This is a genomic window from Paenibacillus silagei (genome assembly GCF_017874735.1).
In the GTDB taxonomy this organism is placed as follows: domain Bacteria; phylum Bacillota; class Bacilli; order Paenibacillales; family Paenibacillaceae; genus Paenibacillus_AQ; species Paenibacillus_AQ silagei.
Window position 1 is genome coordinate 633015 of record NZ_JAGGLV010000001.1, and the last position, 16593, is coordinate 649607.

General features: G+C 48.8%; 19 protein-coding genes. 2 read left to right on the forward strand and 17 right to left on the reverse strand.

Features of this window, described 5'->3' with window-relative positions:
- Nucleotides 1–173 precede the first annotated feature (173 nt).
- The 3 genes from J2Z70_RS02700 to J2Z70_RS02710 all read right to left on the reverse strand — a co-directional run bounded on the left by J2Z70_RS02700 (nt 174) and on the right by J2Z70_RS02710 (nt 2952).
- Nucleotides 174–1181 (reverse strand): helix-turn-helix transcriptional regulator, encoded by a 1008-nt coding sequence (locus J2Z70_RS02700; protein ID WP_245367911.1) that lies wholly within the window; start codon nt 1179–1181, stop codon nt 174–176.
- Nucleotides 1182–1212: 31 nt separating this feature from the next.
- Nucleotides 1213–1680 carry a hypothetical protein gene (locus J2Z70_RS02705; RefSeq protein ID WP_209868991.1) on the reverse strand — a complete coding sequence of 156 codons (468 nt, stop codon included), beginning with the start codon at nt 1678–1680 and terminating at the stop codon, nt 1213–1215.
- A gap of 435 nt (nt 1681–2115) precedes the next feature.
- Entirely contained in the window at nt 2116–2952 is an 837-nt protein-coding gene (locus tag J2Z70_RS02710) for a helix-turn-helix transcriptional regulator (protein ID WP_209868993.1), read from the reverse strand.
- A gap of 118 nt (nt 2953–3070) precedes the next feature.
- Here J2Z70_RS02710 and J2Z70_RS02715 point away from each other — a divergent pair, with 118 nt between their 5' ends.
- On the forward strand, nt 3071–3913 hold the full coding sequence (locus J2Z70_RS02715) for an NAD-dependent epimerase/dehydratase family protein (RefSeq protein WP_209868995.1): 843 nt from the start codon (nt 3071–3073) through the stop codon (nt 3911–3913).
- Between the two features lie 24 nt (nt 3914–3937).
- Here J2Z70_RS02715 and J2Z70_RS02720 read toward each other — a convergent pair whose 3' ends face one another.
- From J2Z70_RS02720 to J2Z70_RS02780, 13 genes are all read right to left on the reverse strand, one after another.
- Complete coding sequence (locus tag J2Z70_RS02720) at nt 3938–4339, reverse strand: VOC family protein (protein ID WP_036722960.1); 402 nt, start codon at nt 4337–4339, stop codon at nt 3938–3940.
- A 219-nt stretch (nt 4340–4558) separates the two neighbouring features.
- Nucleotides 4559–5554, reverse strand: a complete 996-nt coding sequence (locus J2Z70_RS02725; protein ID WP_209868997.1) for a zinc-binding dehydrogenase — start codon at nt 5552–5554, stop codon at nt 4559–4561.
- 125 nt (nt 5555–5679) lie between these two features.
- A complete protein-coding gene (locus J2Z70_RS02730) occupies nt 5680–6336 on the reverse strand; it encodes an MOSC domain-containing protein (protein WP_209868999.1) in 657 nt (218 codons plus the stop codon).
- 29 nt (nt 6337–6365) lie between these two features.
- A complete protein-coding gene (locus J2Z70_RS02735) occupies nt 6366–7607 on the reverse strand; it encodes an MDR family MFS transporter (protein ID WP_209869000.1) in 1242 nt (413 codons plus the stop codon).
- Nucleotides 7608–7636: 29 nt separating this feature from the next.
- Nucleotides 7637–7954, reverse strand: a complete 318-nt coding sequence (locus J2Z70_RS02740) for a YciI family protein (protein WP_245367912.1) — start codon at nt 7952–7954, stop codon at nt 7637–7639.
- Between the two features lie 21 nt (nt 7955–7975).
- Nucleotides 7976–9007 carry a radical SAM/SPASM domain-containing protein gene (locus J2Z70_RS02745; protein ID WP_209869002.1) on the reverse strand — a complete coding sequence of 344 codons (1032 nt, stop codon included), beginning with the start codon at nt 9005–9007 and terminating at the stop codon, nt 7976–7978.
- A 26-nt stretch (nt 9008–9033) separates the two neighbouring features.
- Nucleotides 9034–10254: a M16 family metallopeptidase gene (locus J2Z70_RS02750; RefSeq protein WP_209869004.1), complete on the reverse strand. Its 1221-nt coding sequence runs from the start codon at nt 10252–10254 to the stop codon at nt 9034–9036.
- Between the two features lie 9 nt (nt 10255–10263).
- The gene (locus J2Z70_RS02755; protein ID WP_209869018.1) at nt 10264–11523 is read right to left on the reverse strand and encodes a M16 family metallopeptidase; all 1260 of its coding nucleotides are present in this window, start codon (nt 11521–11523) and stop codon (nt 10264–10266) included.
- Between the two features lie 53 nt (nt 11524–11576).
- Nucleotides 11577–11720 (reverse strand): hypothetical protein, encoded by a 144-nt coding sequence (locus J2Z70_RS02760; RefSeq protein WP_209869020.1) that lies wholly within the window; start codon nt 11718–11720, stop codon nt 11577–11579.
- 27 nt (nt 11721–11747) lie between these two features.
- Nucleotides 11748–12035, reverse strand: coding sequence for a PqqD family protein (locus J2Z70_RS02765; RefSeq protein ID WP_209869022.1), 288 nt, complete (start codon nt 12033–12035; stop codon nt 11748–11750).
- Between the two features lie 14 nt (nt 12036–12049).
- Complete coding sequence (locus J2Z70_RS02770; RefSeq protein ID WP_209869024.1) at nt 12050–13084, reverse strand: radical SAM/SPASM domain-containing protein; 1035 nt, start codon at nt 13082–13084, stop codon at nt 12050–12052.
- Nucleotides 13085–13270: 186 nt separating this feature from the next.
- Nucleotides 13271–13867, reverse strand: coding sequence for a response regulator transcription factor (locus tag J2Z70_RS02775; RefSeq protein WP_209869026.1), 597 nt, complete (start codon nt 13865–13867; stop codon nt 13271–13273).
- A 323-nt stretch (nt 13868–14190) separates the two neighbouring features.
- Complete coding sequence (locus J2Z70_RS02780) at nt 14191–14559, reverse strand: DoxX family protein (protein WP_209869028.1); 369 nt, start codon at nt 14557–14559, stop codon at nt 14191–14193.
- A gap of 191 nt (nt 14560–14750) precedes the next feature.
- Here J2Z70_RS02780 and J2Z70_RS02785 point away from each other — a divergent pair, with 191 nt between their 5' ends.
- Nucleotides 14751–15113, forward strand: coding sequence for a winged helix-turn-helix transcriptional regulator (locus J2Z70_RS02785; RefSeq protein ID WP_209869030.1), 363 nt, complete (start codon nt 14751–14753; stop codon nt 15111–15113).
- Nucleotides 15114–15166: 53 nt separating this feature from the next.
- Here J2Z70_RS02785 and bglH read toward each other — a convergent pair whose 3' ends face one another.
- Nucleotides 15167–16576, reverse strand: a complete 1410-nt coding sequence (gene bglH, locus J2Z70_RS02790; protein WP_209869032.1) for an aryl-phospho-beta-d-glucosidase — start codon at nt 16574–16576, stop codon at nt 15167–15169.
- Nucleotides 16577–16593 lie beyond the last annotated feature (17 nt).

The following is a 16593-nucleotide window of genomic DNA, read 5'->3' on the forward strand; positions in this document are numbered from 1 at the left end:
GGGACTTTTTACATCCAAAAGAAATATCACCCTTTCATCATTAACTCCTACAAGTTAATCACAAATTATGGATGCTCTCAGTGCTGTATGTCATGGGTAGAGTTACAATGCTTTTCTTCTATGGAAATCAGTAAAGCACCTACCCTATGAAGCAGCAGGTGCTTGGCAAGCGGTTAAGACTTCCGCACAGGCCGGACATACTTGAAGTACCGATCCGGGTTGAAATAGAAGTAGATGATCCGGCCGGGGGTAGAGTCGAAGCAGTAGCCAGTGCCTGTATAGTCAAAAGCAGCCATCGCCTGCTCCATCCGTTCCTCGACACTGCGGTTCTCCTGCTCATAATCGAATGGCCCGTGCTCGAATACGATATACTCGGCCTCGGGGACATCCGCCATCAGCATCTGCGCGGGGAATTCACCTTCATACTCATAAGGGAGACGCACACCATAACACTCTGTACGCGGAAATCCCCAATCGCAGAGCCTGCCGTCCGGGTCATTCATATACGCCATAATCTGGCCGTTGCCGCTGTTCGTATCGCTTCCGCCGTCATCATCCAGTTTCCCCTTGATACTGTCCAGCAAGCCGGTGATGGTTTCGCAGTCCTGCCCTGGAATCAGGCTCTGCTTCTGCCAGAAATCCCAGTACCCGTTGCTCTCGTAATTCTTAATGTGCAGGAATTTGTGCGCCGGAATGGTTACGAAATAAATCTTAACCTCTTCTGTAGATTTGATCATCCCAACCTCTCCTAGTCCGAAAAAGTAGCGGTCAAACGGGTTGATTTTGGTCCGCAGGACAACAGGATACGGGTGTCTCCGGTACTCGCTTGGGGCCACACCATAGGTCACCTTGAACGCGCGCGTAAAAGCTTCATGGGAGGAGAATCCATAGTCGAGCGCAATATCCAGAATGCTTTTTCCGCTGTCCCGCACCTCCTTCAGTGCAAAAGCCAGCTTCCGGTGGCGAAGGTAATCCCTAAGCTGCATCCCGGATATCTCTTTGAATTTCCTCGTAGTATGAAACTCCGAATAACCCAGCTTGTCAGCAAGAGATTGCAGCGTTATGGCCTCACTGTTATGCTGCTTAATGCTTTGGTCCATATCATCGACAATGGTCTGGATCTGCCTGTGCCACTCGTACACCGTCCGCTCACCCCCTCGTTCCAACCGCTCTATGTTCATTCTAGAATACTGGAAAAGGCATTTCTTGATTCTACTTGCGGCATGGGATCAGCCTCATCTCTGTAAGATGATCCAGATTGATCTCGATCCTCAGCTCATCATGCTCATTCATCGCGATTAATGTCCGGTCTTCAATACTTAATTGCTTGATAGGATTGGTGACATCCGAGAAAATAGCCCAAACCATATTGCCGCCCGCATCGGTGCAGGCAATGAAGCCCTCATTCCCCATCTGCCCGTCCCCGCCGTAGATTGTACCGCCCTCATAATCCAGACTCGTCCATGCATCAACAATGGTCCAAGGATCATCGTTATACTTCACAATGCTCTCAATCGTTGTGTCACACAAGGGGGAACAGCGCATTGTACGCTGACGGGTATTCGGGTCGTAACAGGTCTCAATATTCAGAATCGTAATGCTGCCATCTGCCCAAGCAATACAATTGATCCCGGGCAGCTCACACTCCTCCGTCCAATGCTTCAGGATTAAGTTACTCATGGCTCTATCCTTCCGTTTCGCTGATTTCCTGTACATATACCATTTCTGTTAACCGCCCCGTTTTCCCTTCTCCGGTTTCCCTTCTCAAGGGTAAACGACCATCCTAATTAATCAAGTGATTTCAGTCCATAAATGCGGTAAGGGATGAGGCTGTATCTGTAGCGAAAAAACAGGGGTAAGTGTATTCTGTGCAACTAAAAACAGTGAAACGGAAGTCCATCTTCTTCTAATTGTAGTCTGTACAACTAAATTTGCCTGGATGGGCAAAAATCCAGAACTAGAGGCATTTTAATTGCACGAAATACATCTAAAAAGAGATTTGGCGGCACATCCGGCGATTTAGTTGTACAAATTGCAATTAGGACTACCCCTACTAGGTCCGATTTATGTACAAAAAAGCTGGAGGCGCTCAAGGGGCCTCCCAGCTTTTAGTTTCTATTTCGCTTTTGCCCCAAGAGTCTCCAGCATACGCTGCAGCCGCTCACTTGTCTCTGTTGAAGCTGTGTAGATCATTACCTTCAGGTCCGGATTACCCGGAGGCTGCAGGGTCACATGCTCAAACTCCATCTCGCCGAATCGGGGATCATATCTCTGTTTGTGGTGGTCTGCTATAGCCTGAACCTCATGAAGCGGCCAGATCTCGCGAAAGATCTGACTGTTCTGCATGAACTCTTCGATGAGCTGCTTAAACCTCGCATCATCAGGGAAGCGCGCGTAATCCGCACGGAACTGGGCAATCAGGACTTTGGCTCCAGTTCCCCAACCCTCTACGGATGGCCCCAGCCCTGTCAAAAGATATCTGACCCAGTTGATTCTCTCCGGCACCGCATCCGCACACGAAGGTAACCGGAACACAAGCTCAGCCGCCTGATTCCACATCAGCATATCCCAATATCTCCCCAGCACAAATGCCGGATGCGGACCTAGCACCTGGATCATCCGTTCAATGCCCGCAGGAATGTGCATATCCGCTTCCCTGTCCTGTTGTACCGGTCTGGCAAGAAGATGCAGATGCTGGCGTTCATCCTCTGTTAACCGCAAGGCTCTGGCTATATTATTAAGGACTTCCTCCGATGGATTGACACTCCGCCCTTGCTCCAGGGAGGTGTACCACGAGGTTCCGATATGGGCAAGCTGGGCTACTTCTTCCCGGCGCAGCCCTGTAATCCGCCGCCGTCCATAAGATTTCAGCCCCACATCCTCCGGCGTAAGGCGTTCCCGGCGCGTACGCAGAAATTCACCCAATGATATTTTGGAAGAAACGTTCTCCATAGAATAGAATCGCCTCCTTATCCTGACACTCCCAATCATACGATAAAGGCAGGAAGGATGCTATTCGCGCGTCCCATTATACTCCTCCTATGACTTAACAACTTAGGAGGATCTGAGGATGAAGATTTTTGTAACTGGAGCAACAGGTAAGGTAGGAAGCCGTCTGGTTCCGCGTCTGCTCCAGCGCGGCCATCAGGTTAAACTCTTGGTCAGGGATACTGCCAGGGTGGAGGAGCTTCGCCAGCAAGGGGCTGAATGCGTAGAAGGCGATCTTCTGCAGCCGGAAGGATATCTTGAAGCACTGCGGGACATTGGCGTTGTGGTTCACTTAGCCGCCCAGTTCCGCGGCGTGGATGAGCAGACCACCCGAATAGCCAATATTGACGGCGCTGTGGCCCTGGCCCGTGCAGCGCTGGATGCGGATGTGCCAAGGTTCGTATTCGCAAGCACCAACCACGTCTACGGACCGGGAGGTCATTCGCGGCCCAGCCGGGAGGAGGATGACCTCCGGCCTGCTTTTGCCTATCCCCAGAGTAAGGCGGAAGCTGAAGCGGCGCTGCTGGCACTTCACCGTGAACAGGGCTTAGGGCTGCGTATTGTACGTTTTCCCTTCGTCTACGGTGAGCGCGACCCCCATATCGCGGAGGTACTGCCTTATTTCAGCCAATGGAATCCGGCCAGACGCATCCATATGGCCCATCATGCGGATATCAGCCAGGCGCTGATGCTCGCCGCCTTCACGCCGGGCATCGACGGACGCATCTATAATGTGGCTGATGATGCACCGATCTCCGTGGCCGAGATGCTTCAGCTTCATCAGGCCGAACCCGCGCCTGAAGCTCTGCAGCAGCCATATGATCCATGGGACATGATTGTCGATACCTCGCGGATCAGAGACGAACTGCATTACCGCCCGATCTATCCGTCGTTCTATACAGCAAGAGATGCAGGGGCGTTATGATCTAACCCGCCTGCACCTCTGTTATTACCTGCCAGCAAACCGTTTCATTGCATCCTCCGTCACCGGCTGAAAAAGGTTCACCAGGTTGCCGTCGGGATCACGGAACAGCATCGAGCGGTTCCCCCACGGCATCGTGGTTGGCTCCTGTACCCAATCCTCAACAGCTGGCTTCAAGCGTGCATACTCCGCTTCAACATCGTCAACGCGGAACTCCATAATAACCGTGCGGTTACTTCCCGCCACTACAGCATCTGCGCCGAATAGCTGTGCTGTCTTGGAGTGGCCGATGGCCAGAGTACATGTGGGCATAACGAATTCCGCAAATACAGGAGCGGGCCGCTCTGCCGTCACCCCTGTCACTTGCTCATAGAACTCAACCAGACGATCGATGTCGTCAGTAATGATGCGTATCGAAGCGAAATTCATAAGTGTTCATCCTCTCTTGAATGTGTACATGTCTAATGATAAAAAAACGCTACTGACAACGTTATGTCAGTAGCGTTTTTAATGTAGACGAAAAACCGATCACATTCGGCTGACGAAAGGTTATCCGCTCCAAATGTAATCGAAAAACCGATCACATTCAGCGGGTGCAAGGCTATCGGGCCGATGTCAGTAGCCTCTGTATCTCCTGTCCCTGTACCCTTAGCCTATTCTCAGGGCAATATTCCCGAGCTGCTCCGCGCGTTCCATCCGCTGAAGGGCAAGCGGGGTCTCCGCTAATGAATACACGCTATCCATGATAGGGTGTATCTGATGCTGCTCCATGAACCGAAGCATCGCGGTGAACTCTTCATGGCTGCCCATGGATGTTCCAAGCAACTGAAGCTGCGGGAAGAAGATCGCTCTGGCCGGAATGGTGAGATCATCGCCCGAGCTTGCGCCGAACATGACGATTCTCCCGCCCGGCTTGATGACCTCGAAGTATTGCCCGAATGTGGCTGGACCTACACTATCCAGGATCAGGTCTACAGGATAGTTCCCGAGTTCTTCCCTCCAACGGGTGTTGCTGTCTATAACCTGAGTAACCGGTAATTGCAGGGCCTCTGCACGCTTCGCTTCACTTCTGGACGTAACTGTAACCCGCGCCCCTGCCGCTGCCGCCATAAGAGCAGCAAACGTAGCCACTCCGCCGCCAATGCCCGGAATCAGTACATGGTCGCCCCGCTTCAGGCCCCCTCTAGTGAATAACGCCCGATACGCAGTAAGTGCCGCTAGGGGTAAAACACCCGCCTCTTCCCAGGACAGATACGCTGGCTTAGGCACAACATTCTCCTCAGGCACAATCACATATTCCGCAAAAGTCCCGTCAGCAGGATACCCTAATATGTCAGGAACCACAGGCACCTCAACCGCCCGATTCCATCCGAGACATGGATTAATAATGACTTCCATCCCCTGAGCCAGGCCGCTTACCCCTTCACCCGTCTCTTCAATAACACCAGCCCCGTCTGAACCAAGCACGCAAGGATGAAGCGGACCCGGTGCACCTTCTGTAGCAGAAGCAGCAGCTATAATGAATAAATCCCGGTGATTGAGTCCGGCTGTCTTTAACCTTACCTTGACCTGTCCCTGTTCAGGACGCTTGTCCGGATGCTCCGTATATTGCAGACCCTGCGGTCCAAGTGTAATTGCCTTCATCTTCGTATCCTCCTATTACACTGTAGTGGCTTCATACAAATTGTAGGCTGTTACAGCGGTTAGGTAAAATGACTAGAAGAGAAGGTGAGTATCATAAATAATGATAGCTGCAAGCGGCTTTCACTTCACATTCCTTGCATTCTGTTTGTAGAGTCCTCATAATGTCCTGCCAGTCTTAACTTCAAGGTGGTTCTAACGCTTGGCGATAAAGCCTCCACCTGTAAAATATTCATTATTAGTTCTTTATTCGATACATCCTTGTGCATAGCTTCGTTGACCATTTTAATAGAGATTTTAGAAGAATGGGTCTTAAAGCAAACGAATTGGCTCTCAATGCTTACCCACCCCTCCTGCAAGACACGCATAAGAAAACCGGTTTTTCCCAGATCCTGGAAAATAAGCGGCAGTTGAGGGCACCCAAACTTTTTAGCCAGTTTATGACATGGAGGGCGAGGCTGCGTAACCTCCAGCAACGCTTCCCCCCACATAAAAATATCGCCGATATTTACCTCTGATTCCCTCATACCCTGTACAGTAAGATTTTCCCCGAAGGATCCAAAAGGGAGCTCCCTGCAAAGCACCTTTTCCCAGTCAGTGTAATATTCCTCCGGATAAGCGCAAATCGCTTTGTGTGGTCCGCCATGCCTAATCTTATTCGCCTGTTCGTCACCTTGCAGGCCTAGGTCGGATAAGAAAACCCTATCATTTGTTGGCTTCTTTGTAATCGCAGACAATATGTGTTTTCCTTCATGTTCAATCGATTCAGCTTTTCCAATGTTCACAGAACATATCCGCATCCTGATTCCACCCCTCAAACTGCTGTCTTCGTCTGCAGCTCCTGTTGCATTAGAGCGAATTTCTGATTCTCTGCGTTACGGATTAGCTGATAGATCGCCACTCCACAAAGAACTAACAGACTAGCGATAAGCGAAAACATCAGCCCCCCACCAAAGTGCTCAAAGATCAGTCCGAAGCAAATCGGGCCGAGGATTTTAGGGATTTGCATATATAAACCAAAGATAGAGTTATATCTCCCTCGCATCCCTGCAGGGGCAGCAATGGAAACATATTTTTGCAAGTGGATGATGCCTATGATTTCACCTACGGTAAAAATCAGCTCCGTGACCACCAATACAAAGAATGAGGCAGCAAATCCATAACCCAGACATACAATTGCAAACAGCAGATAACTTATCAAAATCATAGACTGTGGTGATTTATTTTCAGTCTTCTTTGGCAACCAGACCATAAGCAGAATGACAACAACGGAATTAATCGTCATCAGGCCGGCAAAGATGGTAGATGCATTAGAAAAGTTTGTCTTCAGATGCAGAGGAAGAGTAGTTTCCACTTGAGAGTACAGCAATCCCACAGGAAGCGCGAATAAGGTCAGCAGGTACAATAATTTATGTTCACGGTATAGAAGTCTGCTCGAGCGGGCTTTTTCAGGCTTATCGGAATGCAGGCTCTCCTCCGGCCGTGTCTCCGGCACCTTCCACCAAATGAGCAAAGCAAACAAAATAAAAGAAGCCGAACAAACCACAAAGATAACATTCTGATTCAATAGATACACGGCCAAGCCCAGCAAGGGCCCCAGTGCACCACCAACATTGACTGCACCATGAATAAGGGCAAAAGCCTCCGCCCGTTTCTCCTCAGGAACAACGTCAGAAATCTGGGCATTTGCTGCTGGAAGAAACATCGGCATCCCCATACCCCCAAGTACAGAGATCAGAATCAGCATCCACAGGGATTCAGCAAATATAAAACCAAACATGGATAAAGCCTGAATAGCTAATGATACAAGCATGACCGGCTTACGCCCATAGTGGTCAGCAAGCCCTCCGCCCCAAAAACTCAGCAAAATTCCCGCCAGCGGTTGAAGACCTACTACCAGAAGGGGCATCAATACTGTTCCACCAAGCTTATCCGAGATATAAAAAATGAGAAAAGGCCGGATCATAAATGTAGTTAATGCACATAGGCCGGTTCCAAATACCCTAATCCATAATATGGGGTCATGCCGTCTAAAATAGGAAAACGCAAGCCGCATGAAAGAATCAACCTCTCTTCATTCTCATTCTATTCAACAATCCCCATATGTCCGTTACTCTCATGTGACAACTCCCAGGTGCGCAGTTCATAATTCTCTTTGCCTGAAAGGACATACGGATCACGTTCTGCGATGCTTACCGCTTCTTCTCTGGACGATGCACGGATAATGACCATACCGCCTGCATAATCCGTAAACGGCCCGCATAATACCAGCTTCCCTTCCCGGTCAAGTTCCCGTAAATGGTTCACATGGGCACGAATAAGTTCAAGACTCATTTTTTCATTTGTTGCATGACTGAGCAAAATAACATACCGAATGTCTTCATCTCTGGTAACATAGCTCATTTGTACATTCTCCTTTTCATGTTAGACTGTGATGCGATCTGCAGACTCTGGTACAGAATGCAGCCAACAATGCGTGTCATCAGCTAAATAATCGTGATACAGGCCATAAGCAACTCCGCGGCATCCCCCACATTTTTCCCGGATTCCACATTGACCGCAATTTCCGCTCAGGTTGCTCCGGTCACGTAATTGCTGGATAACCTCAGAGCTGTCCCAAATCTCTTTCAGGGACCGTTCATGCACATTTCCTAACTTTACCGGAAGCATAACACAGGGAGTAACCCAGCCATCTGCAGAAATATACCCTTGTGCCATTCCGGCTTGGCAGCCTCTGAAGCCCTCCTGGCAGGCTAGAGCGGGATCAACCAAGGCCATTTGCGCCAAATGGCTGCTGAACTTCATACGTCCTTTGAGCTGCTCCCTCTTATGCACCCACAGCTCGGCCAAAGATCTCCATTGCTCGGGGAGCAAATCCATGCTTTGACTTCCCCTGCCAACAGGTACAAACTGTGACAGATTGAACAAATGGACCCCTTTGGCCAGAGCAAATTCAATAACCTGCTCCGTATGATGCATATTTTCTTTGTGGGGAGTGAAGCAGATATGTGTCTGAAGTCCAGACTCCAGAGAAGCATCAATGGCACGTTCCACACGATTAAACAGGCCCTTCAGCCCTCGCACTTCATCATGCGTCTGGCCTATCCCATCAAGGCTAATCTGGATGCGTTGAAGTCCTAAGGTCCTCAATGCCTTCGCTCTCTCTAGATTCAGACCCCAGCCGTTGGTCCCCAGACCGACCTGCATATTATGATGAACAGCATGTCTAATAATCTGGTCAATATCTGGCCGAAACAGCGGCTCCCCTCCGGACAAGGCTAAATCAATACATCCTATTTCCGCCAGTTCGTCAATTAACTGCAAAGCGCGTGTCTGATCCAATTCTCCCGGGAGACAGGTTCCAGAGCTTGACGAGCAATGTATGCAGTGAGCATTACACAAATTTGTAACCGCCCAGACCATATGTACAGGATAGCTGAACCATTTCTCTACCATATTTTGACCAGCCCCGTTTCTTGTGTTTATCCGTAGATTTCAAAGAACTCTCTGCCGCTAAAGTACTGTTCTATTATATTTTGAAGATCATCTATACTAATCTGATCAATGAGTGCCAGGAGTTCACTTAGAGGAACCATACGTTTATGACGCATCCAAGCCTGCGCAATGGAAACCGAACGGCTGTGGGATCCAGAAGCATCCAGAGCCATTTGTGTTTTAACTTTTTGCTTGGCTCGGTTATATTCGCGTGGCGTAATCATTCCGGCCTTTATCTGCTGCAGCTCCACCAGCATCTTTTCTCGAATCCACTCCAACTGAGGTGCGCTTGTCAGACCATAGATTTTGAACAGCCCTTTGCCGCCTAATACGGTGTATACACAGGTGATCTGCTGTGCAAATCCAGGTGCGACGATCTTATTGTAGAGCCTTGAGCCGATATAATTATCGTCCCCTAATAAGGTACATAACAAATGGACAGCGTAATGTTCTTTATCTTCTAACGGCGGCAGACTCCAGGCCCATAAGGAGTAACATAACTCTGAATGCTTTTGCGTAAGGTTGACCACTTCAGGTTGTGCAATTAGCGGCTGTTCAAGCTCAACCGGAATTATAGACTCATCCCAATCCTCTAAGGCTTGCAGGCAGGAATCCAGTCCGATGCACTTCTCAAGCCTACCTGAAATCACCAGCAAGATATTCGATGGAATGTAATGCCGTTTGTGAAATTCCCTCAGGTCCGGAGCCTTCAGTTGCAGGATATCTTCATCATGACCAATCAGCAGCTTACCAAGACGTCCCGGATACACTGATTGATGGAGAGCATGGGTCAGTCTGCTCCTCGGTTCCTCCAATTGTCTTGATAATTCCCTGCGGATAATATTCTGTTCCAGATTGAAATCCTCTTCCCGTAATAGAGGCTGACGAATCATGTCCATTAACGGAAGAAATGCATCTGACAATACCTCAGGGGTGGAACGGCTGTAGAAGCAAGTATATTCCCAGGTGGTAAAGGCATTCATAGTTCCTGTTAGTTGAGTGAACTCGGGACTCATCGTTCCCTTTGGATAGAGCAGAGAACCTCTAAAGAGCAGATGCTCCAGCGCATGTGCTATGCCTATCTCTTCCAGAGACTCATGCCCCGCCCCGCTTAACACAAAAAATCCGACTGTCACACTCGCCATTGAGGGCATATCCTCTGTGATTATGTTCAGTCCATTTGGATATTTCCACTCTGAGTAAGCCATAATGTCCCCCTATTGATCCAATACTAACGCTGAAGCTGATACCGGCCCCAAAGTTACCAGCCCCATTGCTGCAGCCGGAGCAACATTCATTAGAGCGGATTGAATTGCCTTCGGAGTAACCGCACTTATTGCCTCTTCCATGGCCGTCAACGTCCCGGGGTACCCCGGATACCAAGAAGCGGTCAACAATGTGTTCATTCTGGAAGCTGTGCTCTCGGACCTTAGTACCATCTGGTTTAACAGCTGGTTCTTGGCGGCATTAACCTCTTCCCTGCTAATACCTTTATTCCTGATATGTTTTATTTCCCCCGCGATAGCAGAGGCTGCCCAGGACACAAAATTGGGTCCGGTGGCCAAATAAAAGGTTAGAAGTCCAGTATCCCTGAAAGACATTAAGCTGCTTCGCACTTGATAGGCCAATCCTTTTTTCTGACGGATACTCTCAAAAAGTCTGGAGCCGTCTCCTCCACCCAGCGCCTGTGATAACACAGCAAATGCAAAAAAATCAGGGTGGCTGCATGATACACAGGGCAACGCCGCTCCCAGATGAACCAGTCTGCCTTCCTGTTCGATGGAATGCACACAGGATTGCCAGGACGGAGATTCTTCCTGAGGAACAACAGGTGAATTCTGTACATCGCCAGCTTCAACAATTTCGTCCAGCAGCTTCCCCATTCTATCCTTTGGAATGCCTCCAACCACAGCAACCACACAATTATTTGGCGCATAAAGACGTTCATATACGTTCTGTATCTTAGGCAAATCTAACTTGTCCATATCTTCAACTAGTCCAACTGTTGACCGTCCAATGGTTGTACCCCCGGACATTTTCTCCCGCAAAACATCCATTACGTACGCATTCGGTTCCTGACGGCGTTTACTGGCAAGCGTTACCGTGTACTCCTTGCTGGCCGCAAACGTATTAGTGCATAAATCAAACTCCAGAATATCATGCAAAAACAGTTTGAAGACCGGCTCAAATTGATTACAAAGCACTGTAGTCCAGTGACGTGTCCATTCTATATTGGATGAGGTTTTCAAATTAGCCCCGAAATCGGCTAAAATATCATGGATATCCTCTTGCTTCTGTTCCCGCCGCCATATCCAATCTTCAAGGATCCGTGAGCTGCCTATTTCATCTTCTGCTTCCAGCCTTGCACCCGCACCCGAAAGCAGACCTATCGATACTGTATTCAAGCCAGCTAACGGGAGATGAATAATTTTCAATCCACTGCTTAACCTCCGGCAGGTTGCTCCGCCCTGATCCATTAGCTACCTCCTTGTAAAAAGAACCTCTGGCAGCGCCCGAGGCTCCTTGCTTGTTAAATTACTCTCCAGGCAATAACAGATAATTCCCCTAAATCTACAATATCCAGTTCCTGAATGGCTGCCAGTAAATCAGCGTCCTCCATTTCCGCCATATTGTCACGGGCGATGTTCCACAACATATCTCTGGTTGCTTCCATTTCCTCACCTCCTCTCTATTGAACTGGTCAGGCTGCCTGAAGCAAACCCCGTTTCAATAGCTTGTGAAGTAATTTGTTCACTTCCACTCGCCCCTGGTCACACTTAAAGGCTGGAATGGATTCTTCAACAAGCTCTGTAATCTCATCAATTCGGGCAGGCTGCTCACACAGCTTTAGTATGGTATAGGCCAGACGTGACAACACATGAAGTTCATCTGTTGCCGGGTTGTACACCACATACTTGCTATTTTCTTCTTTACGGGTAACAATATTTGATGCGAGTGTTAGTACCGTATCTGAAGTGAAATTCGGCATCTTATCCTCTCCTTCTAAACTTGAACTGTTTCAGGAACTACCCAACAATAAGGATCACCCATTGAAGCATCGTTATGGTAGGCTAATGCCGCTGAGCGGCATCCTCCGCAGATGAACTTATGCTCACAAGTGCCGCAATTCCCTTCGTTTCTTGTTGTCCTGTCACGAATATTTGCTAGGACCGGCGAATGTCTCCAGATGTCCTGGAAGCTCTGCTCACGCAAGTTGCCTGCCGTAAGCGGTAAAGTTACACAAGGGGTGACATCACCGTTAACAGTTATACGAGCGGTAACATAGCCTGCACCGCAGCCTATATATTGTGATGCCTGCTCTGGCGGCAGCATCAGTGCAACTCGGCAGTCATGCCAATATATCTTCAGCTTTCCGGCGTATTCCTGCTGCATGGAGATCCACTCCACAATTACATCGCGGAGCTCATTAGGCGTAAGCGCCAATGCCTGATCTCCCCGTCCTGTGGGAATAAACTCAGATAAATTTACTCCGTTTGCACCAAGCCGGGCTGCCAGTTCTACGACACTTCGGCCATCCCTGAAATTAAGCCGTGTCGGCGTATACCCGACAGTAACATTAATCCCATGCTTCACTAATGTTTCGATAGCACTAACAGCCTTATCATATAGCCCTTTGACACCGCGTACCTGCTCATGAACTTCCGCTGTCGCTCCATCAATACTGACGCAGATGCCGGAAACCCCGGATTCAATGATCCGGCGGCACATCTCATCATTAATCACAGCTCCGTTAGTGCCGATTGAAACCATCATCCCTTTTGACGAAGCGCGGGAGGCAATGTCCATCCAATCGGGCCTGAGCAGAGCTTCTCCCCCTGAGAGTCCAAGCAGAAGGACGCCGGCTTCTGCTAATTGATCAACTACATTAAGAGCCTCTGCTGTATCCAGTTCTTCAGGATGCCGGCGGCCGGCGCCTGAATAGCAATGCACACAACTGGCGTTGCATAAAAGTGTAATCTCCCAGACCAGATAGAACGGAGCTTTGAACTGATCCTGTATTGCTGCAATAGTACTCATATTCCCCTCCCTCACCGGGGGACATTTGCTCCCGGCTTTCAATATATGCCACTAAATATGCTACAAAAATAACATATACTAGAAGTGGAGTAATCGTACAATTGAAGTATTTTTATAACAATTTTGAAATTACACAGCAAAAAGGATCACCTCCTCAGTCAATGACCGGGAGATGATCCTTTTCTATTACTCATTATTTCCCCTGTAAGCGGCTCGAAAAAAAAGAGAAACTGCTTCCTTTTGGTTGTGTACTCCAAGCTTACTCAAAAGATTGCGGATATGAGTCCGTACCGTAGTATATGAAATGTATAATTCTAAAGAAATCTGCTGCGTTGAATGGCCTCTGGATAATAGGTCCAGCACCTTATTTTCTTGGGGAGTCAGCTTCTCTGTCAGAGAAAACATCGAGGTCTGTTCGAGGGTCACCCAAATTAACCGCTTATCGTAGTTGCTGACACGAATATCCTTCATGAAAGGAACCCGGATTGAGCCACATTGAACAAATACCTTGCGTGATCCGTTGCAATTGTCCATGTGTTTTGTAGCACTTAGAACCTGGCAGGTTTTACAGAGACTGTTCCCGGTACAATCACTGAAGAGATCAAGCGAACGGCAGGTCTTGCCTACAGCTTGTGTGGCTGAAATACCAAGCAGCATTTCAAGCTCTGTGCTCCATTGTATAACTCGCCCAGTCTCATCAATGATAAAGTAGCAGTCAGAAGTGCGCCTGATCCAACTCATATCCTCTACATTAGTTACGAAAGACTCTTTGAGCTCTTCCATCTTTCACCCCATTACTCGAAAGTGACTCGAATAGTTATTAGTGAAGTTCATCTAGATGCAGATTCCAGTAAAGAAATATTTATAGAATTATTTTCAATTTATTTGATTATAGCATTGCACTACGGACTGTCAATTCTTCATTTTCCTACTATACGATGAACTCCGGCCCTAAGAGAATTGCCAGAACCCTGCTACCGGATGCTTGATCCCGGCCATCCCGAGTTGGGCGTAAATATAAAGCTCCCCATATCCGAAGGGATAACTGGCATCCTCTTGAAGCAAGGTCTCAGGGTATCCGTCCTCATCTACTCAAGGGACGGGACTTAACGCCCCTGCAAGAGCGGGAAACGCCCAACAGTAATAATGACCGCCAGTACTATAAAGATGATGTTGATCCACACATTCGGTTCGCCCCGCAATAGATGGAAGACCAGACCGGAGCCTGCGGCAGCAGCCAGACCCATAGCGGCGAGCGGGGTAAGCTGCGGCTGGATGCGAAGAGCCATCGGCAAAATTAACCCCAAGACCCCCAGCAGCTCAGCGATGCCGATTCCCATAACCAGCCCCTGCGGCACATCATTCACCCAGCTCCAGGCCGCCCGGGCCGAGTCCAACTGAAATGCCTTCAGCCAACCCGAATACAAGAACCCCGCACCTAGAACAATCTGTAAGACCCATAACACGATATTCATATACAATGTCACTCCTTCTCATATGTTTACGCAAGCCGCATCCGGGTCCCCTCCACCCGGGCAGGCGGTTCTTCTTGCGCTACAGAAACCTTAGCTGCATAATAATATGAAGGGTTTCCCATGAGAAGTAGACACTTTAATTAAACCTAGTTACTTCAAAGATACCTTACGTGAATCAAGGGGGCAGCGATATGACCTACTGCAAATTCGAATCCGCATTAGAAATCTTCGTGGGGAAATGGAAGCCTGTCATTCTGCTGCGCCTGTTCAATAACGGAGCTATGAGATTCAGCGAATTACAGCGGGCCATTCCTGAGATCACCAAAAAAATGCTCACACAGCAGTTGCGTGAGCTGGAATACCATAATATTGTCCACCGTGAGATTTACCACCAGATCCCGCCGAAGGTGGAGTACTCCATCACGGAATACGGACGAAGCTTGTCCGGCATCATGCAGGCCATGAATGATTGGGGAGTCACCCACATTGAGCATCTGAACCAGTTATATGGTGCTGAACGTGTAGGTGAACTAGAAACTGACCAGCAAAACTAAAGGCACCCAAGCGGGTGCCTTCTGCTTTTTTAAGTGATCTCATTTCCCTCAGACTATAAGCTCTTCCCGTTGGAGGCGATAACCTCCTTGTACCAGTCGAAGCTCTTCTTCTTGATTCTGCGCAGCGTGCCGTTCCCCTCATTATCTTTATCGACATAGATATAACCGTACCGCTTCTTCATCTCGCCTGTTGAGGCACTTACAATATCGATCGGTCCCCAGCTCAGGAAGCCCAGCAGTTCAACACCGTCTTCAATCGCTTTGCCCGCTTCAATCATGTGGTCCCGCAGGTAGGAGATCCGGTAATCATCATGGATGCTCTGATCTTCTTCTACCGTATCCACAGCGCCGAACCCGTTCTCCACAATGAACAGCGGCTTCTGATACCGGTCATAGAGCTGGTTCAGCGTGAATCTCAGGCCAGTGGGATCGATCTGCCAGCCCCACTCGGACGCTTTCAGATAAGGGTTCTTGACTCCCATAGCCAGGTTGCCCGATACCATCTCCAGACCATCCGGATTCGCGCTGGCGCAGCGGCTCTTGTAATAGCTGAAGCTGATGTAATCGACGGTATGCTGCTTTAGCAGTTGTTCATCCTCTGCCGTCAGATCCAGCTCGATATCATACTCCTTGAACCACCGTTTCACATAAGTAGGGTAGTATCCTCTGGCCATAACATCGGTAAAAAAGTAGACCTGTCTGTCCATCTCCATGGCTGTGAGAATATCATCGGGATGGCAGGTATGCGGATAGTACGGTCCTGCAGCGATCATACAGCCCATCTGCGAGCCCGGAATAATCTCATGGCAGGCCTTCGCCGCAAGTGCGCTGGCTACATGCTGGTAGTGCGCCATCTGGTAAATGATCTGCTTCTTGTTCTCGCCTTCCTCAATGACCGTTCCTCCACCGACGAAGGGAATATGGAGCAGCACATTGATCTCGTTGAAGGCAATCCAGTATTTCACCTTGTCCTTGTAGCGCTTGAATACGGTAATCGCATATCGCTCAAAAAACTCAATCAGCTTGCGGTTTCTCCACCCGCCGTAATCCTTAACAAGTCCAAGCGGCATCTCGTAATGAGACAGCGTCACAACCGGCTCAATATTATACTTTCGCATACAATCAAATAACTGGTCGTAATACTGCAAGCCAGCTTCATTGGGAGTCTCTTCGTCCCCGTTCGGGAATATTCTCGTCCAGGCAATAGAGGTACGAAGCGCCTTGAAGCCCATCTCAGCAAATAAAGCGATGTCCTCCTCATATCTATGATAGAAATCTATAGCGTCATGGTAAGGATTCTTTTTATCGGGATGCTCATAGGGCGGGTTAAAGATCCCATTGGCCAGAATGTCAGCAATCGATAACCCTTTACCGTTCTCCTGATAGGCACCTTCCACCTGATTAGCCGCAATCGCGCCCCCCCATAAAAAGCCTTCCGGGAATTGCATGTCTGTCTGTTTCATTCTGTTCTCTTCCCTTC